This window comes from Streptomyces avidinii (assembly GCF_045161815.1).
GTDB lineage: Bacteria > Actinomycetota > Actinomycetes > Streptomycetales > Streptomycetaceae > Streptomyces > Streptomyces avidinii.
This window is the reverse complement of record NZ_CP108863.1, coordinates 4325798-4350564: the sequence shown is the minus strand read 5'-3', so window position 1 is coordinate 4350564 and position 24767 is coordinate 4325798. Positions and strand designations below refer to the sequence as shown.

The window sequence follows — 24767 nt, the reverse complement described above, 5'->3', positions numbered from 1 at the left end:
ATGGACGCCTTATGGATCACGCTGCTGGTGGTCCTGGTCGTCGCGCTCGTCCTGCGCCGGCTGCGGCCCACCTGGTACTGGATGACCTTCGGGGTCACCCTCGCGACGGTCCGCGTCCTGATCCGCTACCGCTCGGTCATGGACGCCTGCGGGCTCACCGTCCCGCCCTCCCGCTGGCGGCTGACCCTCGCCCGAGTCACCAACCGGCCGCCCCCGGAGGATCGCTCTCCTCGCATCCTGCGCCTGCGGCCCACCGGGACCGGCCTGGTCCTCAGGCTGAAACTCCGGCCCGGTCAGGACGCGTTCGACTTCTCCGCCTCCTCCGACCGACTCCGGCACTCCTTCGCCTTCCACAACGTCGTTTCCCGCGAGATCCGCTCCGGCGTCGTAGAGCTGCGGATGACCGGCTACGACATCCTCAAGCGGGTACGCATGCCGGCAGTCGGCCCCGACGACGCACTACGGGTGCCCGTGGCCCTCCGAGAGGACGGTGAAGTCCACTACCGGGACTACCGCGAAGTGCCCCACGCCCTGAACGTCGGCGCGACCAAGTCCGGGAAGTCCGTCTACCAACGCACGCTCGTCGCCGGACTCGCACCGCGGAACGTTGCCCTCGTCGGCATCGACTGCAAGAACGGCGTCGAACTCTCGCCGCTGGCTGCGCGGTTCACCGCGATGGCGGACAACCCGACCGACGCGGCCGAACTGCTCACCGCTCTCGTCCAGTACATGAGCCGGGTCTACGACCTGATCCGGGCCGAACAACGCATCAGCGTCGGTCTGCCGGATGCGGAGATCACCGCCGACATCTGGGACCTGCCCCCGCACCTCCGTCCCGTACCCGTCGTGATCCTCGTGGACGAAGTCGCGGAGCTGGCTCTCGCCGCGAACAAGGCCGAGGAAGCCCGGCGCGACCGCATCGTCACCGACCTCGTCCGCCTTTCCCAGCTCGGCCGCGCCGCCGGCATCCACCTGGAGATCTGCGGCCAGCGCTTCGGCTCCGAACTCGGCAAGGGCATCACCATGCTCCGTGCCCAGCTCACCGGCCGCACCGCCCACCGCGTCAACGACGAGACCTCGGCGAACATGGCCTTCGGCGACATCTCCCCGGACGCCGTCCTCGCCGCCGTCCAGATCGATAGAGACCGCCCCGGCACCGCCGTGGCCGGTGACTCCTCCGGCGGCTGGACCCGTATCCGGGCCCCGCACACCACGCTCCGCCAAGCCGTGGACACCTGCAACGCCCACGCCCACCGCACCCCGAGCATCCCGGAGCTGGAGCCCTTCCGGCCGGCGGTCCCGGTCCGCGTCATCGTCGGCAAGGTCCAGCCGAAGTCCGCTTCGGCTCCTGCCTTCTGACCTCTCGCCCCACTCGGTCGGCGCGGCCTCATCGCGCCAGGTCCCTACCCCACCCATGCCTGAAAGGAGGTGAACACCATGACTCGCCTGGTCCGCCCGGATGCCGTCCTCGTCCAGGCCGTCATCGCCGGAGCCCTCTCCTTCGCCCACCTGCACGACCTCGCCGAAGCCGCGGGGCAGACCGGCTGGAAGGCCTGGGCCTACCCGGTCAGCGTGGACCTGCTCCTCGTCGCCGCCTGGCACCGCCTCCGCACCCTGCGGGATGCGGGCGAGCCCTCGCGCTCGGCCTGGTCCTGGTTCGCCGTTGCCCTCGCGGCCTCGCTCGGCGCGAACGTCGCTACGGCCGGCCTCCTCGATCTCGGCGACGTGCCGGACTGGCTTCGGATCCTCGTCGCCGGCTGGCCCGCGCTCGCCTTCCTCGGCGGCACCCTCCTGGTTCACCGGCCTACGTCGCCCAGTCCACCGGATTCCGAGCCTGAGCCCGCTTCGGTGCACCCGCACGTGGTCGAGCGGGAGACAGAGGCCGGTGTGCAGGCCAGTGCCGTCGCCGCCCTGCCACCGTCGACGGTCGCCGCTCCGCCCGCCCTCATCGCGCACGCCCAGAAGATCGCCGTCGACCACCGCACCCGTACCGGCTCGGACATCGACACAGAGACCCTGCGCACCCGACTCGGCGTCCCGCGACCGCTCGCCGAGGCCATCGCAGCCCAGCTCACCTGACGTGAGGAGACCGCCATGCCCGCCCGGATCAACTTCCGCTCGCTCATGAAGATCGGCCCCGTCCAGATCGGCACCCACCGCGACCGCCACGGCCGCACCAAGGACGCCGCCGTGTGCACCACCGACGGCTGCGGCTGGTCCTCCGACTACAGCTCCTCGACCGCCGCCCAGCTCGCCGCCCGCTCTCACCGCTGCCGCGTCAGCTGACCCGAAAGGCCATCGCCATGGACGTCCCGCTCTGGTTCGCCCTCCTCGCCGTCGGTGTCCTCGGCGTGAAGCTCATTCGCCCGCCCTGGTGGCTCGTCGCCGTGATCCTCCTCGGCGGTTTCCTCCTCGCGGACAGCTTCCTCGCCCCCGCCATCGACACAGCGATCAACAAGTAGCCCGCCTCGGAAGGAGAACGGTCGTGTTCAAGCCCCAGTACCCCCGACCCGACACGCACGCCTACAGTCCGGCGACGATTCGCCCGACCCCTGCGCCCGCCGAGCCGTCCGCCTCTGTCCCGGTCCGGCCCCCTACCGGCCTCGGCAGCCTGATTCAGAACTCGCCCGGTACCGCGCTCGCCCTCGCCGCCGGCGGAATCGCCGGAGTTCTCGCGCTGGCCTCCGTCGCTGTCTCGCTGCTCCTGGCCGTTGCCGTCACCGCGGTCGCCCTGTCCATCAGCGGCGTGGTCCTGCTCTTCCTCGTCCGCGCCCTGCGCCAGGAGTTCAAGGGCCGTTGACCGGCTCCGGGACGGCCTCAACCGCCAAGTCTCCGCCGTCCCGGCGCCGCACTCCCGCCCGATCCAACGAACCGGAAGGAAGCACCATCATGACCCAGCCCACCGTCCTGCCAGCTCCGGCCTGCCCCGACTGCGACGGCTTCTCCGCCGCGAAGGTGACCCTCGGAGGCCGCGACCACACCGGCGCCCTGCGGATCATCACCGCCCACTGCCCGGCCTGCCACGGCACCGGCAAGCGCGTCGCCCGGCGGATCGTCATCACCTCGGCCGGGCGGTGAACGCCATGCTGACCGACCTCGACATGACCAACCCGCTGACCGCGCAGGCCGCCGTGTTCGCGGCCCTCGCCCAGCTGGCCGAACTCCACCCGAACCTGCCCGGCGCCTACATCACCACCAGCCAGATCAGTCCGACCGAGGCAAGCATCCTCCTCGACGGCCCGGCCGATTTCGAAGCCTGGCGGATGGCGACGCATACCGAAGCCGACGACGTGCGGTTCGCCGACCGCAAGGGCGACAGGAAACTTCACTTCACGGCACCACTCGGTCGGATCACCCTGACGGTCTTCACGGTGTTCACCCCGGGCTCCGAGGCGGTGGCTGCGTGACCGACTCCGCGGCCCTCGCGAACCTGGACCCCGGCCTCCTCGGCGACATGCTGAAGGTGGCCGGGGCTCCCGGTTACGCCCGTTGGGAAGACCAGATCCGCCGCACCGGCGGCTGCTCCGACCCGATCCACATCACCGGCTGGACCGTCACCAAGGACAAGACCTCGGGCGAGCTCCTGAACCGGTACTCCACCCAGGACGAACCCGGCTCCCGTCTCCGCATCGCCTGCGGCAACCGCCGCGCCTCCCGCTGCCCCGCCTGCGCCTGGACGTACTCCGGCGACACCTACCACCTGATCCGGGCCGGGCTGGCTGGCGACGACCGCCGCGACATCCCCGCCACCGTCCGCGAGCACCCCCGCGTCTTCGCCACCCTCACCGCGCCGTCCTTCGGCCCGGTCCACAACCGCCCTGCCGGCCGCCGGTGCCGCTGCAGCCATCATCACCAGGAGAACGCTCCCGAGCTCGGCACCGCCCTCGACCCGACCACCTACGACTACGCCGCAGCCGTCCTCTTCAACAACCACGTCGGACAGCTCTGGCAGCGCTTCACCACCCGCCTCCGCCGGGAGATCGCCGCAGCAGCTGGACTCACTCAACGCGAGCTGAAAGAGGTCGCGCGGATCTCCTATGGCAAGGTCGCGGAGTTCCAGAAGCGCGGGGCAGTCCACTTCCATGCCGTGATCCGCGTCGACGGCCCGGACGGTCCCGACAGCCCTCCGCCGGCCTGGGCCACGACCGAGTTACTCGATCGCTCGATCCGCGCCGCGGTCGCACACTCCTACACCTCGGTCAGTGTCGCGGCCGCCGGAGACCAGCCCGCCCGTACCTTCCGCTGGGGCACGCAGCTCGACGTGCGCCCGATCAAGGCCTTCGGGGACGGCTCCGACATCACGGAACAGGCAGTCGCCTCCTACGTCGCCAAGTACGCGACCAAGGCCGCTGAGAACACCGGCACGCTCGACCGCCGCATCGGCAACCGCGAGGCCCTGGTCCTCCTCGACGTCCCCGCCCACACCGCCCAGCTGATCGCGGCCTGCCTCGACCTCGATGCCCTCTACCCGGACCGCCGCCTCTCCGCCTGGTCCCACATGCTCGGCTTTCGTGGGCACTTCTCCACGAAGTCCCGCCAGTACTCGACCACTCTCGGTGCTCTCCGTCAGACCCGCGCCGACTACCGCGCCGCCCAGGAACGAGAAGCCCGGGGCCTGGACGACGTCGAGCCGGACACCGTGCTCGTCCTCGCCTCCTGGCAGTACGCCGGCCACGGCCACAGCCCGGGGGAGTCGGTCCTCGCCGCCACCATCGCGCGCGGCATCCAGCTCAACCGCCAGACCGCCCGCGAAGCCCTGCAAGGAGAGCAGCATGAATGAGCGCTACCTCAGCGTCGTCCAGGTCGCCGAACTGCTCGGCACCACCGTCCGGTTCCCGCGTCGCCTGGTTGCCGAGCGGCGCATCCGGTACGTGAAGGTCGGCTCGCACGTGCGGATCCCGGAGAGCGCGGTGCAGGACTACATCAGCGCGAACACCATCGAGCCTCGTCGGCCGCAGCGCTCGCGATTCCGGAGGGCGGCCTGATGGGCAACCGCAAGGGCAAGAAGCGCACGTTCGGAGCCATTCGAAAGCTGCCGTCGGGGCGGTTCCAGGCCCGGTATCCCGGACCCGATGGTGTGATGCGGCCGGCACCCGAGACGTTCGCTACCTCGCGGGACGCGGACGACTGGCTTGCGGAGCAGCAGACCGAGATCAAGAAGGGGGATTGGAGGGACCCTGACGCCGGTGCCGTCAACTTCCGGGACTACGCGCTCCAGTGGGTGGAGGAACGAGGGCTGGCCGCTACGACCGATGAGCTGTACCGGCGGCTCCTGCGGCTGCACCTGTTGCCGGCCTTCGAGGAGTACGACCTCGACGAGATCACCCCGCCCAGGGTGAGGACCTGGCGGGCCGAGCGGCTCAAAGAGACCGGGGCCACCACCGTGGCGAAGGCGTACAGACTCCTCAAGGCGATCATGGAGACCGCTGCCGACGACGAGTTGATCCGCCGGAACCCTTGCCGGATCAGGGGCGCGGGCAAGGAGTCGCCCGCCGAGCGGCAGACCGCCACCGTGGAGCAGGTCGATGCGCTCGCCCGGGAGCTGGGCCGGCGCTGGCGACTGCTCGTCTACATCGCCGCCTACGGTCCCGCCCGGCCTGAGGAGCAAGCGGCCCTGCGGCGGCATGACGTCGACCTCGTCAACAACGGCGTCTGGGTGCGCTCCGCCGAGCCTGAGCTGAACACCGGCAAGCGGGCTCCCGGCGAGACCAAGTCCGAGGCAGGTAAGCGGTTCATCGTCCTGCCGGAGTTCATGAAGGGTGATCTCAAGCTCCAAATGTATCTCTACGCGGAGCAAAAGCCGGACGGGCTGCTCTTCGTGGGGGAGCGGGGCGGGCCCTTTCGGCGGACGACCTTTGGACGGAAGTGGAAGAAGGCCCGGAAGAAAGTGGGACTGCCCGATGGGTTCACGCTCTACGACCTTCGTCACACCGGGCACACGCTCTCGACGCAGTCCGGGGCGACGTTGAAGGACACGATGGTGCGGGCCGGCCAGTCCTCGGAGAAGGCGGCGATGATCTACCAGCACTCCAACCTTGAGCGCCAGCGCGAAGTCGCTGCCGGGATCGATGCCCGGGTGCAAGCCATGCGAGCCAAGGCATCTGGCACGGATCTGGCACGTGAGGGGTAGAGAGGTCTAGGCAACACAAAAGCCCCAGGTCGATGACCTGGGGCTTTGTCATGGAGCGGATGACGGGAATCGAACCCGCGCTATAAGCTTGGGAAGCTCATGTTCTACCATTAAACTACATCCGCACAGTGGGCCAGTTGCCTGGATCCCTGGTTTTGCTCACTCTACCTCATGATCGACCCCCGGTGAATTTGCCGCGGGGTCGTTGTCGTGTGTGGCATGCACCGAGGCGTGTGCGTGCGGGAGTTGGGGCGTACCGTGTGGGTTCGGAGCGGCGGCTGGAGCGGGTACCGATCATCCCCTAATGTGGCGATTCGTCGCAGTACGGCTCGTTGGGGAAAGGGACTCGATGGAGCACACCGTCGTCCGTTGTGCCGAAGGGCACGTTTTCAGTACCGCCTCCTTCCCGCTGCAGCACCTCGGTGCCGGCCGGATCGGGCCCGGGCGGCTGCTGCGGTGTCCGCGGTGTGCGCGGTTGCGGCATGCCGTGCCCGTGGGTGGCGCGAAGCGATAGGCAGCGGTAGACGCTGGGCCGGGCGCGCGGATCGCTCCTCTCGATTGGGGGTGGCCCGCGCGCTCTGCGTATCCTCGGGACGTGCTTCTCTCTGACAAAGACATCCGGGCCGAGATCGACAGCGGACGGGTTCGCATCGACCCGTTCGAGGAATCGATGGTGCAGCCCTCCAGCATCGATGTACGTCTCGACCGGTTTTTCCGGGTGTTCGAGAATCACCGCTACGCCCACATCGATCCGGCGATCGAGCAGGCGGACCTGACCAGGATGGTCGAGCCGGAGGGGGACGAGGCGTTCATCCTCCACCCGGGTGAGTTCGTCCTCGCCTCGACGTACGAGGTCATCTCGCTGCCCGACGACATCGCCTCCCGGCTGGAGGGGAAGTCCAGTCTGGGCCGCCTCGGCCTGGTGACGCATTCGACCGCCGGGTTCATCGACCCCGGGTTCTCGGGCCACGTGACCCTGGAGCTGTCGAACCTCGCCACTCTGCCCATCAAGCTCTGGCCGGGCATGAAGATCGGGCAGCTGTGCATGTTCCGGCTCAGCACGCCCGCCGAGTTCCCGTACGGCAGCGAGCGCTACGGATCCAGGTACCAGGGGCAGCGCGGGCCGACCGCCTCGCGCTCCTTCCAGAACTTCCACCGCACCCAGGTGAGGCACGAGGCATGAGCGACGTACGCGAGAACCTGACCTACGACGGCTTCGGGCGCGCCGTGCGTGAGCTGGCGCAGACGATCGCCGACGACGGCTACGAGCCCGACATCATCCTGAGCATCGCCCGTGGTGGCGTGTTCGTCGCCGGCGGGCTGGCGTACGCGCTGGACTGCAAGAACATTCACCTGGTGAACGTCGAGTTCTACACCGGTGTCGGGACCACGCTGGAGATGCCGGTCATGCTGGCTCCCGTGCCCGAGGCGATCGACTTCACCGACAAGAAGGTCCTCATCGCCGATGACGTGGCCGACACCGGCAAGACGCTGAAGCTCGTGCACGACTTCTGCCTCGGCCACGTGGCCGAGGTGCGGTCCGCCGTCGTCTACGAGAAGTCCCACTCGCTCGTGAAGTGCGAGTACGTGTGGAAGAAGACCGACGAGTGGATCAACTTCCCCTGGTCCGTCGAGCCGCCCGTCGTGAAGCGTGAGGGTCAGGTCCTCGACGCCTAGTCCTGGCCCCGCCCCCCCGCCCCCGCCGAACGAAGGCCCGCCGCGCAAGATCCTGCGCGGCGGGCCCTTTTTCGTCTCGGCGTCTCGGCGGGGACGGGGTCAGATCGTGCCCAGCTTGATGATCGACAGCAGTGCGACCAGCTGGATCGCGGACGCGCCCAGGGCCTTCGGCCACGGCAGGTCGTGCGTCTTGCTGATCAGCGAGGTGAAGAGCGCGCCGGCCGCGACCCAGGTGGCCCAGCCCAGGACCTGGACGACCATGTTGTCGCCGCCGAGGAACACGGCGAACAGCAGGCGCGGCGCGTCCGTGATGGACATGACCAGCATCGACAGGCCCACGGTCGGCTGCCAGGTGCCGTCGCCGCCCAGCTGGCGGGCCAGGGTGTGGGTGACGGCGCCGAGGATCAGCCCGCAGATGACGAAGGCCACACCGGCCGAGAGGACGATCGGGACGGCCTTCGCCAGGGTCGCGTTGATGGCGTCCTCGCGGGCGTCGTCGAGGCCGAAGACCGCGAGGAGCCCGTAGAGGAAGGTCACGATCAGGGCGGGGCCCCAGACGGCGTAGTCGCGCATCTGGAGGAAGGTCTGCCCCGGCCGTGTCACGATGCCGCGGAGCAGTTCCTTCCACGGCAGCCGCGGACCGGACGGCGCCGCCGCGGCCGAGCCCGCCTGGTAGGTCGCGCCCTGGCCGTACGGGTCCTCGCCGACGGCGAAGACCTGGGTGTGCCCCGGGTTGTCGTTCGTGTAGCCCCCGCCGCCGTGGCCCCCGTGGCCGTACGGGGGCTGCTGCGCGTGCGGCTGCTGCTGCCCGTACGGGTCGAAGTACTCCGGCTCGCCCTGTCCCCCGGCGCCCGGCTGCGGCCACTGCTGCTGCGGTGGAGGCCCGCCGACGGGAGGGTAGGGCGGCTGGCCGTACGGCGGCGGCGTTTGCTGCTGACCGTACGACTGCTGCTGCTGCGGGGGTTGTTGCGGAGAGCGGTTGTTGTCCCGGCCGCGTCCGATCCTGAATCCAGCCACGTGATCGAACGTACCTGGTCCGGCGGGCGTCGGTGGCCGGTCGCCCGGAACAGCCACCCTTTGCGGCTGACCTGTGACATCCCTTAGGGGATCCCCGAGGGGTTGTCCCCACCCTGGGTCGGGCCTGACTGTGTGTCCGGTTTACGTGGCTGCGTGGCGTTCTGCGGCTTTCCGTTACGTTGTCGACGGAATACGCACACATCGGGTCCGTAGCTTCGTACTCGTCGCCGAACGAGGCCGAACGAGTACGAGAAGAGCCCACACCATGCGCAACACTCGCCGCACCACTCTCCGCAGCGCCGCCGTCGTCGCCGGAGCCGCCGCCCTTCTGGCCCTCCCGGTCGGGTCCGCCTTCGCGGACTCCCCGGCCGTACCGGAGCGAGGCGTGCTGCCGGCGGCCGGGCCGAACCCGGGCGTCCGGGCGTACGTCACCACCGTGAAGCTGGCGGACGGGTCCGTCGCCAAGGTCTACCGGGTCAGCAGCAACCACTTCGAGGCGGACATCCTCGCCGGCTCCACGAGGCTGGACACGCTGGTCAGCAAGGGCGGGGCCGCGTCGTACGGGCAGAACAACGGCCTGCACGTCGTGCTCCAGCCGAACGGCACCGTCACCTCCTGGATGGACGCATCGGCGAAGCCGCAGCCGAAGCCACGGCCGAAGCCCCACGTCGGGCCCGAGGCCGGGAAGGACGTCAGGAAGGAGAGCTCGGTGCGGCTCGCCATGCCCGACGGGCGGATCGCCAAGCTCGTGGACGCGCCGCACGGCAAGCGCGCCGAGATCTCCCTGCCGAACGGCCGTGTGCTGGGTGTGGTCGACCCGGGGTGTTCGAACACCTACCACGACGGCTGGACGTACCGGCTCGTCCGCGACGGCAAGCGCGTGAAGTTCGTCGTCATCGACGGCAAGGGCGGCGGGAACAGCTGGGTGTACGACTTCAGCGGCAGGCTGATCGAGAAGTACACCGTCGACCCGGCGGGAACCGGCGCCCCGGTACTGGTCGCATCCGGCGGCGGCTCGGCCGCGGCGGGTGCGGCCGGGGTGGGCTTCTCCGTGCTGCGCTGCCACGGCTGAGTCCTCGCCGTACCAGTGCCGGTAAGGGTGCCGGTACCCGTACGCCGGAACGGCCGGCCCCCGAGTGGGGGACCGGCCGTTCCGGTGCTGCGCGTGCGCTACTTGGTTTCGGGCTCGGCCTCGGACTTGTCCTCGGACTCGGGCTTCGCCGCTGCCTGCGGCTTCGCCTCGGCCTCCGGCTCGGCTTCCGCCGCCGACGCGGACTCCGGCGCGGACTCGGCCGGCGCCTCCGCCTCAGCCGCCTCCTCCGCCTCGGCTTCGGCCGCTGCTTCCGCCTTGGCCTTCGCCTCGGCCTCCGCCGCCGCCTTCGCTTCCGCCTCGGCCTCCGCCTCCGCCTTCGCCTTGGCCTCAGCCTCGGCAGCGGCCTTCGCCGCCTCGGCCTCCGCCGCCAGCGCGGCCAGCTCCGCCTCCGTCGGGCCCGGCGTCTTCACCGAGTCCAGCAGCAGCTGCGCCACGTCGACCACCTGGACGTGTTCCTTCGCCTGACCGTCGTTCTTCTTGCCGTTCACCGAGTCGGTGAGCATCACGAGGCAGAAGGGGCAGGCGGTGGAGACGATGTCCGGGTTCAGGGACAGGGCCTCGTCGACGCGCTCGTTGTTGATGCGCTTGCCGATCCGCTCCTCCATCCACATCCGCGCGCCACCGGCGCCACAGCAGAAGCCCCGCTCCTTGTGGCGGTGCATCTCCTGCTGACGCAGGCCCGGCACGGCGGACATGATCTCGCGCGGCGGCGTGTAGACCTTGTTGTGCCGGCCCAGGTAGCACGGGTCGTGGTACGTGATCAGGCCGTCGACCGGCGTGACCGGCGTGAGGCGGCCCTCGTCGATCAGGTGCTGGAGCAGCTGCGTGTGGTGGATGACCTCGTACTCGCCGCCGAGCTGCGGGTACTCGTTCGCGATGGTGTTGAAGCAGTGCGGGCAGGTCGAGACGATCCGCTTCGCCGACTTCGGCTTCTTCGTCGACGGGTCGTCGTCGTCCTCGCCGAACGCCATGTTCAGCATGGCCACGTTCTCCTGGCCCAGCTGCTGGAACAGCGGCTCGTTGCCCAGGCGGCGCGGCGAGTCACCGGTGCACTTCTCGTCGCCGCCCATGATCGCGAACTTGACGCCCGCGATGTTCAGCAGCTCCGCGAAGGCCTTCGTGGTCTTCTTGGCCCGGTCCTCCAGGGCGCCGGCGCAGCCGACCCAGTAGAGGTAGTCGAACTCGGAGAGGTCCTCCGCGTCCTTGCCGATGATCGGGACCTCGAAGTCCACCTCCTTGGTCCACTCGACGCGCTGCTTCTTCGCCAGGCCCCAGGGGTTGCCCTTCTTCTCCAGGTTCTTGAGCATCGTGCCCGCCTCCGACGGGAACGCGCTCTCGATCATCACCTGGTAGCGGCGCATGTCGACGATGTGGTCGATGTGCTCGATGTCGACCGGGCACTGCTCCACGCACGCACCGCAGGTGGTGCAGGACCACAGCACGTCCGGGTCGATGACGCCGTTCTCCTCGGCGGTGCCGATCAGCGGGCGTTCGGCCTCCGCGAGTGCGGCGGCCGGGACACCGGCGAGCTGCTCCGCCGTGGCCTTCTCGTTGCCCTCCATGTCCTTGCCGCCACCGGCGAGCAGGTACGGGGCCTTGGCGTGCGCGTGGTCGCGCAGCGACATGATGAGCAGCTTCGGGGACAGCGGCTTGCCCGTGTTCCAGGCCGGGCACTGCGACTGGCAGCGACCGCACTCGGTGCACGTGGAGAAGTCGAGGATGCCCTTCCAGGAGAACTGCTCGACCTGGGAGACGCCGAAGTTGTCGTCCTCGCCCGGGTCCTCGAAGTCGATCTCCTTGCCGCCCGAGGTCATCGGCTGGAGGGCGCCGAGCGCCGTGGCGCCGTCCGCGTTCCGCTTGAACCAGATGTTCGGGAAGCCGAGGAAGCGGTGCCAGGCGACACCCATGTTGGTGTTGAGCGAGACCACGATCATCCAGATCAGCGAGGTGCCGATCTTGATCATCGCGGTGAAGTAGATGGCGTTCTGCAGCGCGCTCGCCGAGAGGCCGTCGAAGGCCAGGACCAGCGGGTACGAGACGAAGTAGGCCGGCTCGTAGCTGTCCACGTGGTGGATCGCGCCCTCAAGGCCGCGCAGGCACAGGATCGCGAGGCCGATGGTCAGGATGATGTACTCGACGAAGTACGCCTGCCAGGCCTTCGAGCCGGTGAAGCGCGACTTGCGGCCCGCCCGGGAGGGCAGGCTGAGCAGCCGGATCGCCATCAGGACCAGGATGCCGAGCACCGTCATCAGGCCGATGAACTCGATGTAGAGCTCGAACGGCAGGAAGCCGCCGACGATCGGCAGCACCCAGTCGGCCTGGAAGAGCTGGCCGTAGGCCTGAGCCAGGGTCGGCGGCAGCGTCAGGAAGCCGATCGCGACGAACCAGTGGGCGAAGCCGACGATGCCCCAGCGGTTCATGCGGCTGTGGCCGAGGAACTCGCGGACGAGGGTGAACGTTCGAGCCTTCGGGTCATCCGTGCGGCTGCCTGCCGGCACGGGCTGGCCGAGCTTCACGAAGCGGTAGATCTGCGCCACGGCTCGTGCGAGCAGCGCGACGCCGACCACGGTCAGGACCAGCGACACGATGATCGCGGCGAGTTGCATGGAAGGGCTCCTCGGGCGGCACTTACTAAGCGGTAACTTATGAAGTCAAGGCTTGAGGTTACCCATTCCCGACGCCGCAATGTAGCTGAGCGTGCGGTGATCTGTGTCGCTCAGGCGACCCTTTGCCGGTACGCCGCGCGCGGGGTCTGCGCCAGGATCGCGAGGTCCATCCCGAGCCAGTGGTTCTCCACATAATGCCGGTCGAGCAGAGCCATCTCCTCCCAGGGGAGGTCCGAGCGCGCGCTCACCTGCCACAAGCCGGTCATTCCGGGACGTACGAGGAGCCGCTCGGGGCGGTTTGTCCGGGCCTCCGGGCGCGGCCCGACCAGCGACATCTCGCCGCGGAGCACGTTGAGCAGCTGGGGGAGGGCGTCGAGGGCGCAGCGGTCGAGGGCGGTGCCGAGCCGGCCCGTGTCGGCGGTGCGCAGCCGCCATGTCCGGAACGGCCTGCCGGCCAGGCCGATCGCGGCCTCCCTCACGAAGGGGCGGCCGCCCCGGGTCACGTAGAGCAGCGCGACGGCCGGGATCAGGGCCGGCGCGAGCAGGACCAGCAGGGTCGCCGCTCCGACGAGGTCGAACACCCTTTTCGCCGGCGGGGCCGTGGGTACGCGGACCCGTAGCCGGGGGGCGGTGAGTGTGAGCGGCATACCAGCACGTTGCCGTACGCCTCCGGCGGTGTTGCGGTGGCGCGCGGCTGCCGTGACCCGTTCGGCCGTGGCCTCGCCGTTGGGGCCCGGCCCCCGGACCCCCGCGCCTGACGCCGGCGAGGCGCAGTCCGCCGCAAGGTTGCGCGTAAGTGAGAGCTAAAGGTTGAGTCGACCCCGCTCAGCTCTGTTGACGCAAGCGCGGCGATGCGGCATGGTTGAGCCTGTTCCACTCAAGTCAGCTGGAGGAATCGAAATGGCACGTGCGGTCGGCATCGACCTGGGCACCACTAACTCCGTCGTCAGCGTTCTGGAAGGCGGCGAGCCCACCGTCATCACCAACGCCGAGGGCGCCAGGACCACGCCGTCCGTCGTCGCCTTCGCCAAGAACGGCGAGGTCCTCGTCGGCGAGGTGGCCAAGCGCCAGGCGGTCACGAACGTGGACCGGACCATCCGCTCCGTCAAGCGCCACATGGGCACTGACTGGAAGATCAACCTGGATGGCAAGGACTTCAACCCGCAGCAGATGAGCGCCTTCATCCTGCAGAAGCTGAAGCGCGACGCCGAGGCGTACCTGGGTGAGAAGGTCACGGACGCGGTCATCACCGTCCCGGCCTACTTCAACGACTCCGAGCGTCAGGCGACGAAGGAAGCCGGTGAGATCGCGGGTCTGAACGTCCTGCGCATCGTCAACGAGCCGACCGCCGCCGCCCTGGCCTACGGCCTGGACAAGGACGACCAGACCATTCTGGTCTTCGACCTCGGTGGCGGCACCTTCGACGTGTCGCTCCTGGAGATCGGCGACGGCGTCGTCGAGGTGAAGGCCACCAACGGTGACAACCACCTCGGTGGTGACGACTGGGACCAGCGCGTCGTCGACTACCTGGTGAAGCAGTTCGCCAACGGTCACGGCGTGGACCTCTCCAAGGACAAGATGGCGCTCCAGCGCCTGCGCGAGGCCGCCGAGAAGGCGAAGATCGAGCTGTCCTCCTCCACGGAGACCACGATCAACCTGCCCTACATCACGGCTTCCGCCGAGGGCCCGCTGCACCTGGACGAGAAGCTCACGCGCGCCCAGTTCCAGCAGCTGACCGCGGACCTGCTCGACCGCTGCAAGACCCCGTTCCACAACGTCATCAAGGACGCCGGCATCCAGCTGTCCGAGATCGACCACGTGGTCCTGGTCGGCGGCTCGACCCGTATGCCGGCCGTCGCCGAGCTCGTCAAGGAGCTCACCGGTGGCCAGGACGCCAACAAGGGCGTCAACCCGGACGAGGTCGTCGCCATCGGCGCCACCCTCCAGGCCGGTGTGCTCAAGGGTGAGGTCAAGGACGTCCTGCTCCTCGACGTGACCCCGCTGTCCCTCGGTATCGAGACCAAGGGCGGCATCATGACCAAGCTGATCGAGCGCAACACCACGATCCCGACGAAGCGCTCCGAGATCTTCACGACGGCCGAGGACAACCAGCCGTCCGTCCAGATCCAGGTCTACCAGGGCGAGCGCGAGATCGCGGCGTACAACAAGAAGCTCGGCATGTTCGAGCTGACGGGCCTGCCCCCGGCCCCGCGTGGCGTCCCGCAGATCGAGGTCTCCTTCGACATCGACGCGAACGGCATCATGCACGTCACGGCCAAGGACCTCGGCACGGGCAAGGAGCAGAAGATGACCGTCACCGGCGGCTCCTCGCTCGGCAAGGACGAGGTCGACCGCATGCGCCAGGAGGCGGAGCAGTACGCGGACGAGGACCTGCGCCGCAAGGAGGCGGCCGAGTCCCGCAACCAGGGCGAGCAGCTCGTCTACCAGACGGAGAAGTTCGTCAAGGACAACGAGGACAAGGTCCCGGCCGACGTCAAGACCGAGGTCGAGGCCGCGGTGTCCGAGCTGAAGGAGACCCTCAAGGGCGAGGACACGGCCGAGATCCGCACCGCGACGGAGAAGCTCGCCGCGGTCAGCCAGAAGCTCGGCCAGGCGATCTACGCCGACGCCCAGGCCGCCCAGGGTGCCGCCGGCGCCGCCGGCGACGCGGGCCAGGCCAAGGCCGACGACGATGTCGTCGACGCCGAGATCGTCGACGACGAGAAGCCGAAGGGCGGCGCTGCCTGATGTCGGAGGAGACCCCGGGTTTCGACGAGAAGCCCGAAGTCCCCGACGCCGGTCAGAACGACGCCGAGCCGAAGGCCGCCGACTCCGCCAAGGAGGAGGCGGCGGCCCCGGCCGGGGACGCAAGCCAGGACGTAGCGCTGCTGGCGCAGCTGGACCAGGCCCGTACCGCGCTCTCCGAGCGCACCGCGGACCTCCAGCGGCTCCAGGCGGAGTACCAGAACTACCGCCGCCGGGTGGAGCGGGACCGGATCACCGTCAAGGAGATCGCGGTCGCCTCCCTCCTGACGGAACTGCTCCCGACCCTGGACGACGTCGGCCGGGCGCGGGAGCATGGCGAGCTGGTCGGCGGCTTCAAGTCGGTGGCCGAATCGCTGGAGACGGTCGCCGCCAAGATGGGCCTGCAGCAGTTCGGCAAGGAGGGCGAGCCCTTCGACCCGACGATCCACGAGGCCCTGATGCACTCGTACGCGCCGGACATCACGGAGGACACCTGCGTGGCGATCCTTCAGCCGGGGTACCGGATCGGCGAGCGTACGATCCGTCCCGCACGGGTCGCGGTGGCCGAGCCCCAGCCGGGCGCGGCCCCCAAGTCCGAGTCCGCGGAGGGCGAAGCACCGTCCGACAAGGACACGGATGCCCCCGACAAGGGCTGATGCACCACATGTAGGAGCACGAGAGGAGGGACACCGGGGATGAGCACGAAGGACTTCGTCGAGAAGGACTACTACAAGGTCCTCGGTGTCCCGAAGGACGCCACCGAGGCCGAGATCAAGAAGGCGTACCGGAAGCTCGCTCGCGAGTTCCACCCGGACGCCAACAAGGGCGACGCCTCGGCCGAGGAGCGCTTCAAGGAGATCTCCGAGGCGAACGACATCCTCGGCGACGCCAAGAAGCGCAAGGAGTACGACGAGGCGCGCGCCCTGTTCGGCAACGGTGGCTTCCGCCCCGGGCCGGGCGGCGGCGGCTCGTTCAACTTCGACCTGGGCGACCTCTTCGGGGGTCAGCAGCAGGGCGCCGGCCAGGCCGGCGGCTTCGGCGGCGGCCTGGGCGACGTCTTCGGCGGCCTCTTCAACCGCGGCGCCGGCCCCGGTACGGGCACCCGTACCCAGCCGCGCCGCGGCCAGGACATCGAGTCGGAGGTCACCCTCTCCTTCACGGAGGCGGTGGACGGGGCCACGGTCCCGCTCCGGATGTCCTCGCAGGCCCCCTGCAAGGCCTGTTCGGGCACCGGCGACAAGAACGGCACGCCCAGGGTGTGCCCGACCTGTGTCGGTACCGGGCAGGTCTCGCGCGGCAGCGGCGGCGGCTTCTCGCTGACCGACCCCTGCGCGGACTGCAAGGGCCGGGGCCTGATCGCGGAGACCCCCTGCGACGTCTGCAAGGGCAGCGGGCGCGCCCGTAGCTCCCGCACCATGCAGGTCAGGATCCCGGCGGGCGTCTCCGACGGCCAGCGGATCCGACTGCGCGGCAAGGGTGCGCCGGGCGAGCGCGGCGGTCCCGGCGGTGACCTCTACGTGGTCGTCCACGTCGATTCGCACCCGGTGTTCGGCCGCAAGGACGACAACCTGACGGTGACCGTGCCCGTGACGTTCGCGGAGGCGGCGCTGGGGGCCGACATCAAGGTCCCGACCCTGAACGGCCCCTCGGTGACGCTGAAGCTGCCGGCGGGCACCCCCAACGGGCGCACCATGCGGGCCCGCGGCAAGGGTGCGGTCCGCAAGGACGGCACCCGCGGCGACCTGCTGGTGACGGTGGAGGTCGCGGTCCCGACCGAGCTGTCCGACAAGGCACGCGAGGCCCTGGAGATGTACCGCGAGGCGACGGAGTCCGAGGACCCGCGCTCCGCGCTGTTCGAGTCCGCGAAGGGAGCATGAGCATGGACGGCCGCCGACGACAGTCCTCCCGCTTGGGCGGGGGCTACCAACTCACCGACGAGACCCCGGTCTACGTGATCTCGGTGGCCGCCCAGCTCTCCGGTCTGCATCCGCAGACCCTCCGTCAGTACGACCGCCTCGGCCTGGTCTCCCCGGACCGTACGGCCGGTCGCGGCCGGCGCTACTCGGCCCGTGACATCGAACTGCTCCGTACGGTGCAGGCGCTGTCGCAGGACGAGGGCATCAACCTGGCGGGCATCAAGCGGATCATCGAACTGGAGAACCAGGTCGCCGCGCTCCAGCAGCGCGTGGCCGAACTCTCCGCGGCCGTGGACGGTGCGGCGGCCACGCTGCAGGCCCGCGAGGCCCAGGTGCACGCCTCGTACCGGCGAGACCTGGTCCCGTACCAGCCTCCGCAGCCGGGCAGTGCCCTGGTGGTCTGGCGGCCCAGCCCCAAGCGGCCGATGGACTGATCCGGTCCCGGGCGGCACCCGGCCCCGGTGGTTTCTGTGCCACATCCTCAGGCCCCGCCCCTTCCCCGGGGCGGGGCCCGAGGGCTGTCGGAGCCGTGTCAGAGCGGCGTCAGAGCCCTTCCCGGTCCGTCTCGTGGTTTTCGTGGTCCGGATGTCCCTCGCAGTCCTGTTCGGGGCCCGAGGGGCGGCCCAGGATGCCGGACCGGGCGATGAGATAGCCGAGCTGGGCGCGGCTGCCGCTGCCGAGGGTGGTGGCGAGCTTGGCGATGTGCGCCCGGCAGGTGCGGACGTTCATGCCGAGCCGGCGCGCGATGGCCTCGTCGACGTGGCCCTCGATCAGGAGCTGCGCGATGGTCCGCTGCACGCCGGAGATCCCGCCGGGGGTGCTGCGGTACGTCACTTCCTCCTGGAGGGGCACGGCGCGGTGCCAGAGCTGCTCGAACACCTTGATGAGGTAGTCGACCAGGCCGGGGTGGCGCAGTTCCAGGGCGACCCGGCGGTCGTCGCTCACCGGGATGAAGGCGACCGTGCGGTCGAAGATGATCAGGCGCTCGATCAGTTCCTCCAGCGTGCGGATCTCCACCTTGCCCGTCGAGATCCGCTCCACGTAGGCGAGCGTGCCCTGGCTGTGCCGTGCGGTGTGCTGGTACAGGGTCCGTATGCTGACCCCGCGGTCGATCAGCGGCTGGTCGCGCTCCAGGGCCTGGGTGAGGGCCAGGGAGGGCCGTGCTCCGCCCGGCTGGACCGTCAGCACCTCGGTGTGGCATTCGGCCGTCGCGAGGTTCAGGGCGGCGTTGATCTGTTCGAAACCCTCCAGCACCGTGATGGCGTGGGTGTTGGCCGGGCTCTGTGCGCTGATGGCCAGGAAAGGCTCGAAAGTGTCGGTGAGATCTACAGCGCTGCGTCGGCGGTCCTGGATCTCACGTTCAATCGGATGAAGCCGTTGAGCCAATGCGACGGACGGGGGAACCGGACGCAGTTGGTTCGCGTCATCCGGGTCGGGTTGCAGGAGAGCGAATTCAAGCAGGCAGGGGGCGTTCTTGATCTCGCCCCGGGCGATCCGGCCGGTACTCAGCGCGGTCGCGTAGAGCCGCGTCCCCTCGGCACACATGGACGTGACGGGGTGCGGATGTGTCGCTTTTGTCTCGATTCGCGTCAAATCTCCACCCCCCAGGGTCCTGAACATGCAAGAACATGATGCATCGTCCCTGTGGCATTGACGTGCCTGAATGAGCCATCGTCTGTCACGCGGGGGAGAGGATTCCATCAAGTGAGGACGAAGCCGACCATGTACAAGAGAATGCTTCGCTCGGTGCTTGCCATAGTTTTCTCCGCCGTTGCGGTTTTTGGGGCAGTCAGCGCCGTCGAAAGTGACGCGGGGAGCGCTAGGGACGGTCAGGGCACGAGCCTGACGAGCACGGAGTTCGACACCGGCTGGACCACGGCGCCCGTGGGTAAGTACGCGGACACCGGCTGGACCAGCGGCCAGCTGAGTGGCGGGGGTAAGGACGATACGGGCTGGACCGAGACCCCTGTGACGGTGTCCGCGTGACCCCCGACGACCGCGGCTTCCGCCGCGAGATGGCCTCCGCCTACCGATCGGGCTGGCAGTTCATCGATCTCGCCACGGCCATCCCCCACCCTGGCGACTCGCTGATGGTCACCCTGTTCGGTCAACCGATCGTCGTCGTGCGCGAGGAGGACGAGGACGTACGTGCCTACCGGTGCCTGCGCCGCCCGCGGGGCGCGCCGCAGCCCGTCCGCTGCGAGGTGCGCTACGGAATGGTCTTCGTCAATCTCGATCAGCGTGACCACCAGCTCTTCGAACCCGATATCACCACCGCCACCCCCCGCAGTGCCTGAAGCGATTCCCCCGTCGTTCCAGATCGCTCAGGCGCTACCCCCACACAACGGCGCCATCGTGGACCTGACCACGATGGCGCCGTTGTGATGTCCGCGTCCAGTGCCTTAACCGGACAAGATGAAGAATCAACGGCCTACGCGCGCCCCATGGCCCGGTCCAGGGTGATCTCCATGACCACGCGGTCGGGATTGGGTGACGGCGTGCGCCCGTAGCGCTCCGCGTAGCGCGCCACCGCGTCGGCGACCGACGCCTCGTCCGTGCGGATCACCGCGCGGCCCTCCAGGGTGGCCCAGCGGCGCCCTTCCATCTGGCAGACCGCGACCCGCGCGCCCTCCGGCTGTGCCTCCTGCGCCACCAGGATGTTGCGCACCTTCCTGCTGTGCCGGTTGCTGATCACCCGGGCCAGGCCGGCCTCCGGGTCGTACGTCACGCCCACCGGCACCACGTGGGGCGTGCCGTCGGGGCGCGGGGTGGTCAGGGTGCAGACGTGCCGCTCCCGCCAGAAGGCGAGGTACTCGGGCGTCGGGTTGAGTACGTCATGGGACATGGGCCGAAGGGTACGGCGCAACGGTGTTCCCACCTGCCTTGAGTGGAATAGACTCAACTTTGCATACGCTGACTCTGTCAGTGTTGTTGTCGACGCACCCCTCGGGGAGAGGAGAAGCCGCAGTGGACGCCGAGCTGACCAACAAGAGCCGCGACGCGCTGAACGCCGCCACCAGCAGGGCCGTCAAGGACGGCCATGCGGATCTGACCCCCGCGCACCTGCTGCTGGCCCTGCTCGCCGGTGAGGACAACGAGAACGTCACCGATCTGCTGGTCGCCACCGACGCCGACCTGGTCGGCGTGCGCAGCGGCGCCGAGCGGCTGCTCGCGGCCCTGCCCAGCGTCACCGGTTCCACGGTCGCGCCCCCGCAGCCCACCCGGGACCTGCTCGCCGTACTCGCCGAGGCCGACGCTCAGGCCGGCAGGCTCGGCGACGAGTACCTCTCCACCGAACACCTCCTCATCGCCCTCGCCGCCAAGGGCGGCGCGGCCGGCGAGGTCCTTTCCACCCAGGGCGCGACGGCGAAGAAGCTGCTCGACGCCTTCGAGAACGCACGAGGAGGACGGCGGGTGACCACCCCCGATCCCGAGGGCCAGTACAAGGCCCTGGAGAAGTTCGGCACCGACTTCACCGCTGCGGCGCGTGAGGGCAAGCTCGACCCGGTCATCGGCCGTGACCAGGAGATCCGGCGCGTCGTGCAGGTGCTCTCGCGTCGCACGAAGAACAACCCGGTGCTCATCGGCGAGCCCGGCGTCGGCAAGACCGCCGTCGTCGAGGGCCTGGCCCAGCGCATCGTCAAGGGCGACGTCCCCGAGTCCCTGAAGAACAAGCGCCTCGTCTCCCTGGACCTCGGCGCCATGGTCGCCGGAGCCAAGTACCGCGGCGAGTTCGAGGAGCGGCTGAAGACCGTACTGGCCGAGATCAAGTCGAGCGACGGCCAGATCATCACCTTCATCGACGAGCTGCACACGGTCGTCGGCGCGGGCGCCGGCGGCGACTCCGCCATGGACGCCGGCAACATGCTCAAGCCCATGCTGGCCCGCGGCGAGCTGCGGATGGTCGGCGCGACCACCCTCGACGAGTACCGCGAGCGGATCGAGAAGGACCCGGCGCTGGAGCGGCGCTTCCAGCAGGTGCTGGTCGCCGAGCCGTCCGTCGAGGACACGATCGCGATCCTGCGCGGGCTCAAGGGCCGCTACGAGGCCCACCACAAGGTCGTGATCAACGACAGTGCGCTGGTGGCCGCCGCGACCCTCTCCGACCGGTACATCACCTCCCGCTTCCTCCCCGACAAGGCCATCGACCTCGTCGACGAGGCCGCGTCCCGGCTGCGCATGGAGATCGACTCCTCCCCGCTGGAGATCGACGAGCTCCAGCGCTCCGTGGACCGCCTGCGGATGGAGGAGCTGGCCCTGAAGAACGAGTCCGACCCGGCCTCGATCGAGCGCCTGGAGAAGATCCGCAAGGACCTCGCGGACCGGGAGGAGGAGCTGCGCGGCCTGACCGCCCGCTGGGAGAAGGAGAAGCAGTCCCTCAACCGGGTCGGTGAGCTCAAGGAGCGCCTCGACGACCTGCGCGGCCAGGCCGAGCGAGCCCAGCGCGACGGCGACTTCGACACCGCCTCCAAGCTGCTCTACGGGGAGATCCCGACCCTGGAGCGCGAGCTGGCCGAGGCCACCGAGGAGGAGGAAGAGGCCTCCAAGACCGGCAGCTCGAAGTCCGCGATGGTCAAGGACGAGGTCGGCCCCGACGACATCGCCGACGTGGTGGGCGCCTGGACCGGCATCCCGGCCGGCCGCCTGCTGGAGGGCGAGACCCAGAAGCTGCTGCGCATGGAGGACGAGCTGGGCCGCCGGCTGATCGGCCAGGGCGAGGCCGTGCGGGCCGTCTCGGACGCCGTGCGCCGCACCCGCGCCGGCATCGCCGACCCGGACCGCCCGACCGGCTCCTTCCTCTTCCTCGGCCCGACGGGCGTGGGCAAGACGGAGCTGGCCAAGGCGCTCGCCGACTTCCTCTTCGACGACGAGCGGGCCATGGTCCGCATCGACATGTCGGAGTACGGCGAGAAGCACAGCGTGGCCCGACTCGTCGGCGCCCCGCCCGGCTACGTCGGCTACGAGGAGGGCGGCCAGCTGACCGAGGCCGTGCGCCGCCGCCCGTACAGCGTGGTGCTCCTGGACGAGGTGGAGAAGGCACACCCCGAGGTCTTCGACGTCCTGCTCCAGGTCCTGGACGACGGCCGGCTCACGGACGGGCAGGGCCGGACGGTGGACTTCCGCAACGCCATCCTCATCCTGACCTCCAACCTGGGCAGCCAGTTCCTGGTGGACCCGCTGACCCCGCCGGAGCAGAAGAAGCAGCAGGTCATGGACGTGGTGCGGGCCTCCTTCAAGCCGGAGTTCCTCAACCGCCTGGACGACCTGGTGGTCTTCTCCGCGCTGAACCGGGACGAGCTCGCGCACATCGCGCAGCTCCAGATCGGCCGCCTGGCCCGGCGCCTCGCCGACCGCCGGCTGACCCTGGACGTCACCCCCGAGGCCCTGGCCTGGCTGGCTGACAAGGGCAACGACCCGGCGTACGGCGCCCGGCCGCTGCGCCGCCTGATCCAGACGGCGATCGGCGACCGGCTGGCGAAGGAGATCCTCTCCGGCGAGGTCAGGGACGGCGACACGGTGCGTGTCGACGTGGCGGGCGAGGACCTGCTGGTCGGCAAGGCGCTCTGAGCTGCCCCGGCCCGCCCCCGGCCCGCCCCGAGCGGGCTCCGGGCGGGTCGGGACCGGGCTCCGGGAGGGCTCCGGGCGGGACACGTTTCCGCCCGGAGCGGATAGGGCCTTCGGCACTGGACACGGGGTGGGCGCCATGGGGGAGGATGCAGGTATCCGCACGAAGGGAAGTACACGGTGAGCATCGACCCGGCCTCGATTCCGAACTTCGGAGGGCAGCAGCCCGAACCGCAGGCCACAGGACCGGCGGGCCCCGTCGTCCCCGACCAGGATCTGGTCAAGCAGCTGCTGGAGCAGATGGAACTCAAGTACGTCGTCGACGACGAGGGAGACCTCGCGGCGCCGTGGGAGGAGTTCCGTACGTACTTCATGTTCCGCGGCGAGGACGAGCAGCAGGTTTTCTCTGTGCGTACCTTCTACGACCGTCCGCACAAGATCGACGAGAAGCCCCAGCTTCTCGAGTCGATCGACGACTGGAACCGCCGCACCCTGTGGCCGAAGGTCTACAGCCACACCCACGACGACGGCTCGGTCCGCCTGATCGGTGAGGCGCAGATGCTGATCGGCACCGGCGTCAACCTGGAGCACTTCGTGTCCTCCACGGTCAGCTGGGTCCGCGCCTCCATCGAGTTCGACAAGTGGCTCGTCGAGCAGCTCGGCCTGGAGCAGGACATCGACTCCGCCGACGGCGACGACGACAGCAACGGCGACGCCAACAACTAGCCGTTACAGCGGCACGCGGGCGACCAGCAGCAGATACAGCCCGTAGCCGTAGGAGAGCCCGGCCACCACCGCGGTCACCACGACCGCGGTGCGCGGCCGGGCTCTCGCCATGACGGCGGCCACCGGCAGGAGCAGCGGGAAGGCCGGCAGCAGGAAGCGCGGCTTGGACTCGAAGAACCCCGCCCCGCCGAAAGTGATCACCAGCAGGACCGCGGTGTACGCGAGCAGCGGCAGCGGGGTGCGGTCCAGTACCAGCGAGGCCGCCAGCAGCCCGGCGACGGCCAGCAGGACCACGGTCACGGCGGTGGCGAGCTGCACGTGCCCGCCGGTCAGCACCCGCTCCGCGGAGCGCAGCGCCCCGATGCCGAAGTCGAAGCGGGACCCCCAGCTGCGCTGCACGGCGAAATAGCCGCCGAGCGGGTCGTCCACCCTCACCCCGACGGCCAGGACGTACGCCGCCCAGCCCGCCGGCGCCACCAGCCCGGCCAGCCACACCTCGGGCGCCCGGGACCTTCGTACGACGATCTCGTGCAGGGCCATGGCCGAGACGGCTGCGGCGACGGCCAGCCCGGTGGGCCGGGTCAGCCCGGCCAGTACGGCGAGGCCCGCGGCCCACAGCCAGCGGCCGCGCAGCAGGGCGTGGAGCGCCCACGCGGCGAAGGCGGCCAGCAGCGCCTCGGTGTAGGCGAGGGTCAGCACCACCGCGTGCGGCAGCGCCGCCCACAGCCCGACGAGCAGCAGCCCGGCGCGCGGGCCGATCACCCGCTCCCCGACCCGGTAGATCCCGAGGGCGGCCGCACCGGCGGAGACCCAGGCGACGAGGAGCGCGGCGGACACCGTCCCGCCGGGCAGTATCTCGGAGACGACCCGTATCAGGGCGGGGTAGAGCGGGAAGAAGGCCCGGTCGCTCTGCACGGGCCCGGTGCCGGTCACGGCCTCGGGCCACATCAGGGTCCGCCCGTAGCCGTGGGCGGCGATCCTGAGGTACCAGTCCGAGTCCCAGGACCGGCCGAGCACCTTGAGCGGATCCCGCCCGGCCCACCAGGCTCCGAGGGAGAGCACCAGCACCCCGGCCCCGCGCACGGCGGTGAACACCCCGAGCGCGATCACGGTGGTGGGCGCGGCGGACCGTACGGCCCGGACCGCGCGCATCTCCAGCGGCGACGCGGACACGGCCGCTCTGCCCGTTGCCATGTATCCCGACTTTCCGGCTCGCCGTGATGGGTCCGCTCACCCGTTGGTGAGGGCTTCGGGCAGGTGCACGACGCACAGCTTCACACCGCCCCCACAAC

The 24767-nt window shown here is 69.7% G+C and carries 27 protein-coding genes and 1 tRNA gene; 21 read left to right on the top strand and 7 right to left on the bottom strand.

Annotated features, from left to right (window positions below; genetic code table 11):
- The 10 genes from OG373_RS19300 to OG373_RS19255 all read left to right on the top strand — a co-directional run bounded on the left by OG373_RS19300 (position 1) and on the right by OG373_RS19255 (position 6130).
- On the top strand, positions 1–1359 hold the full coding sequence (locus OG373_RS19300) for an FtsK/SpoIIIE domain-containing protein (RefSeq protein ID WP_405439380.1): 1359 nt from the start codon (positions 1–3) through the stop codon (positions 1357–1359).
- Between the two features lie 78 nt (positions 1360–1437).
- The gene (locus tag OG373_RS19295; protein ID WP_405439379.1) at positions 1438–2079 is read left to right on the top strand and encodes a DUF2637 domain-containing protein; all 642 of its coding nucleotides are present in this window, start codon (positions 1438–1440) and stop codon (positions 2077–2079) included.
- Between the two features lie 15 nt (positions 2080–2094).
- A complete protein-coding gene (locus OG373_RS19290; RefSeq protein ID WP_053167215.1) occupies positions 2095–2286 on the top strand; it encodes a mobile element transfer protein in 192 nt (63 codons plus the stop codon).
- A gap of 17 nt (positions 2287–2303) precedes the next feature.
- Positions 2304–2462 carry a hypothetical protein gene (locus tag OG373_RS19285; RefSeq protein ID WP_107084747.1) on the top strand — a complete coding sequence of 53 codons (159 nt, stop codon included), beginning with the start codon at positions 2304–2306 and terminating at the stop codon, positions 2460–2462.
- Between the two features lie 23 nt (positions 2463–2485).
- Positions 2486–2800, top strand: a complete 315-nt coding sequence (locus OG373_RS19280; protein WP_405439378.1) for a SpdD protein — start codon at positions 2486–2488, stop codon at positions 2798–2800.
- 89 nt (positions 2801–2889) lie between these two features.
- A complete protein-coding gene (locus OG373_RS19275) occupies positions 2890–3078 on the top strand; it encodes a hypothetical protein (protein WP_405439377.1) in 189 nt (62 codons plus the stop codon).
- A 5-nt stretch (positions 3079–3083) separates the two neighbouring features.
- A complete protein-coding gene (locus tag OG373_RS19270; RefSeq protein WP_405439376.1) occupies positions 3084–3407 on the top strand; it encodes a hypothetical protein in 324 nt (107 codons plus the stop codon).
- A complete protein-coding gene (gene repSA, locus OG373_RS19265) occupies positions 3404–4780 on the top strand; it encodes a replication initiator protein RepSA (RefSeq protein ID WP_405439375.1) in 1377 nt (458 codons plus the stop codon). The genes OG373_RS19270 and repSA overlap by 4 nt, the downstream gene beginning before the upstream one ends.
- Entirely contained in the window at positions 4773–4985 is a 213-nt protein-coding gene (locus OG373_RS19260; protein ID WP_266352707.1) for a helix-turn-helix domain-containing protein, read from the top strand. The genes repSA and OG373_RS19260 overlap by 8 nt, the downstream gene beginning before the upstream one ends.
- Complete coding sequence (locus OG373_RS19255; RefSeq protein WP_405439374.1) at positions 4985–6130, top strand: tyrosine-type recombinase/integrase; 1146 nt, start codon at positions 4985–4987, stop codon at positions 6128–6130. The genes OG373_RS19260 and OG373_RS19255 overlap by 1 nt, the downstream gene beginning before the upstream one ends.
- A 51-nt stretch (positions 6131–6181) precedes the next feature.
- Here OG373_RS19255 and OG373_RS19250 read toward each other — a convergent pair.
- A tRNA-Gly gene (locus OG373_RS19250) sits at positions 6182–6255 on the bottom strand.
- A 470-nt stretch (positions 6256–6725) separates the two neighbouring features.
- Here OG373_RS19250 and dcd point away from each other — a divergent pair.
- Positions 6726–7313 carry a dCTP deaminase gene (gene dcd / locus OG373_RS19245; RefSeq protein ID WP_405439373.1) on the top strand — a complete coding sequence of 196 codons (588 nt, stop codon included), beginning with the start codon at positions 6726–6728 and terminating at the stop codon, positions 7311–7313.
- The gene (locus tag OG373_RS19240) at positions 7310–7807 is read left to right on the top strand and encodes a phosphoribosyltransferase (protein ID WP_030009869.1); all 498 of its coding nucleotides are present in this window, start codon (positions 7310–7312) and stop codon (positions 7805–7807) included. The genes dcd and OG373_RS19240 overlap by 4 nt, the downstream gene beginning before the upstream one ends.
- 99 nt (positions 7808–7906) lie before the next feature.
- On the opposite strand, the gene OG373_RS19235 is transcribed toward OG373_RS19240, so the two are convergent.
- Entirely contained in the window at positions 7907–8824 is a 918-nt protein-coding gene (locus tag OG373_RS19235; protein ID WP_397732926.1) for a Yip1 family protein, read from the bottom strand.
- Positions 8825–9089: 265 nt separating this feature from the next.
- Here OG373_RS19235 and OG373_RS19230 point away from each other — a divergent pair, with 265 nt between their 5' ends.
- A complete protein-coding gene (locus OG373_RS19230) occupies positions 9090–9896 on the top strand; it encodes a hypothetical protein (RefSeq protein ID WP_405439372.1) in 807 nt (268 codons plus the stop codon).
- A 98-nt stretch (positions 9897–9994) separates the two neighbouring features.
- Here the strand turns inward: OG373_RS19230 and OG373_RS19225 are convergent, their stop codons facing one another.
- Positions 9995–12523, bottom strand: a complete 2529-nt coding sequence (locus OG373_RS19225; RefSeq protein ID WP_405439371.1) for a heterodisulfide reductase-related iron-sulfur binding cluster — start codon at positions 12521–12523, stop codon at positions 9995–9997.
- 110 nt (positions 12524–12633) lie between these two features.
- Positions 12634–13170, bottom strand: coding sequence for a sugar transferase (locus tag OG373_RS19220; protein ID WP_405439370.1), 537 nt, complete (start codon positions 13168–13170; stop codon positions 12634–12636).
- 253 nt (positions 13171–13423) lie between these two features.
- Between OG373_RS19220 and dnaK the strand changes: the two genes are divergently transcribed.
- From dnaK to OG373_RS19200, 4 genes are read left to right on the top strand one after another with little or no spacing between them, the layout of a single operon-like run.
- On the top strand, positions 13424–15271 hold the full coding sequence (gene dnaK, locus OG373_RS19215; RefSeq protein WP_189971852.1) for a molecular chaperone DnaK: 1848 nt from the start codon (positions 13424–13426) through the stop codon (positions 15269–15271).
- The gene (grpE, locus tag OG373_RS19210) at positions 15271–15924 is read left to right on the top strand and encodes a nucleotide exchange factor GrpE (protein WP_397732922.1); all 654 of its coding nucleotides are present in this window, start codon (positions 15271–15273) and stop codon (positions 15922–15924) included. Before dnaK ends, grpE begins: the two co-directional genes overlap by 1 nt.
- Positions 15925–15963: 39 nt before the next feature.
- Entirely contained in the window at positions 15964–17145 is a 1182-nt protein-coding gene (gene dnaJ, locus OG373_RS19205) for a molecular chaperone DnaJ (RefSeq protein WP_405439369.1), read from the top strand.
- Positions 17146–17147: 2 nt separating this feature from the next.
- Positions 17148–17618, top strand: coding sequence for a heat shock protein transcriptional repressor HspR (locus tag OG373_RS19200; RefSeq protein ID WP_189972116.1), 471 nt, complete (start codon positions 17148–17150; stop codon positions 17616–17618).
- Between the two features lie 109 nt (positions 17619–17727).
- Here OG373_RS19200 and OG373_RS19195 read toward each other — a convergent pair whose 3' ends face one another.
- The gene (locus OG373_RS19195; RefSeq protein ID WP_405439368.1) at positions 17728–18804 is read right to left on the bottom strand and encodes a helix-turn-helix transcriptional regulator; all 1077 of its coding nucleotides are present in this window, start codon (positions 18802–18804) and stop codon (positions 17728–17730) included.
- Between the two features lie 84 nt (positions 18805–18888).
- Between OG373_RS19195 and OG373_RS19190 the strand changes: the two genes are divergently transcribed.
- Together OG373_RS19190 and OG373_RS19185 are read left to right on the top strand one after the other, a co-directional pair.
- Entirely contained in the window at positions 18889–19170 is a 282-nt protein-coding gene (locus OG373_RS19190) for a hypothetical protein (protein WP_397732919.1), read from the top strand.
- A 29-nt stretch (positions 19171–19199) separates the two neighbouring features.
- Positions 19200–19481 (top strand): (2Fe-2S)-binding protein, encoded by a 282-nt coding sequence (locus OG373_RS19185; protein WP_051762453.1) that lies wholly within the window; start codon positions 19200–19202, stop codon positions 19479–19481.
- Between the two features lie 134 nt (positions 19482–19615).
- Here the strand turns inward: OG373_RS19185 and OG373_RS19180 are convergent, their stop codons facing one another.
- Positions 19616–20029, bottom strand: a complete 414-nt coding sequence (locus OG373_RS19180; RefSeq protein ID WP_397732918.1) for a pyridoxamine 5'-phosphate oxidase family protein — start codon at positions 20027–20029, stop codon at positions 19616–19618.
- Between the two features lie 122 nt (positions 20030–20151).
- Between OG373_RS19180 and clpB the strand changes: the two genes are divergently transcribed.
- Both clpB and OG373_RS19170 read left to right on the top strand, forming a co-directional pair.
- Entirely contained in the window at positions 20152–22752 is a 2601-nt protein-coding gene (gene clpB, locus OG373_RS19175; RefSeq protein ID WP_405439367.1) for an ATP-dependent chaperone ClpB, read from the top strand.
- A gap of 177 nt (positions 22753–22929) precedes the next feature.
- Entirely contained in the window at positions 22930–23475 is a 546-nt protein-coding gene (locus tag OG373_RS19170) for a YbjN domain-containing protein (protein ID WP_397732916.1), read from the top strand.
- A gap of 3 nt (positions 23476–23478) precedes the next feature.
- Here OG373_RS19170 and OG373_RS19165 read toward each other — a convergent pair whose 3' ends face one another.
- Positions 23479–24669 (bottom strand): glycosyltransferase family 39 protein, encoded by a 1191-nt coding sequence (locus OG373_RS19165; RefSeq protein ID WP_397732915.1) that lies wholly within the window; start codon positions 24667–24669, stop codon positions 23479–23481.
- Positions 24670–24767 lie beyond the last annotated feature (98 nt).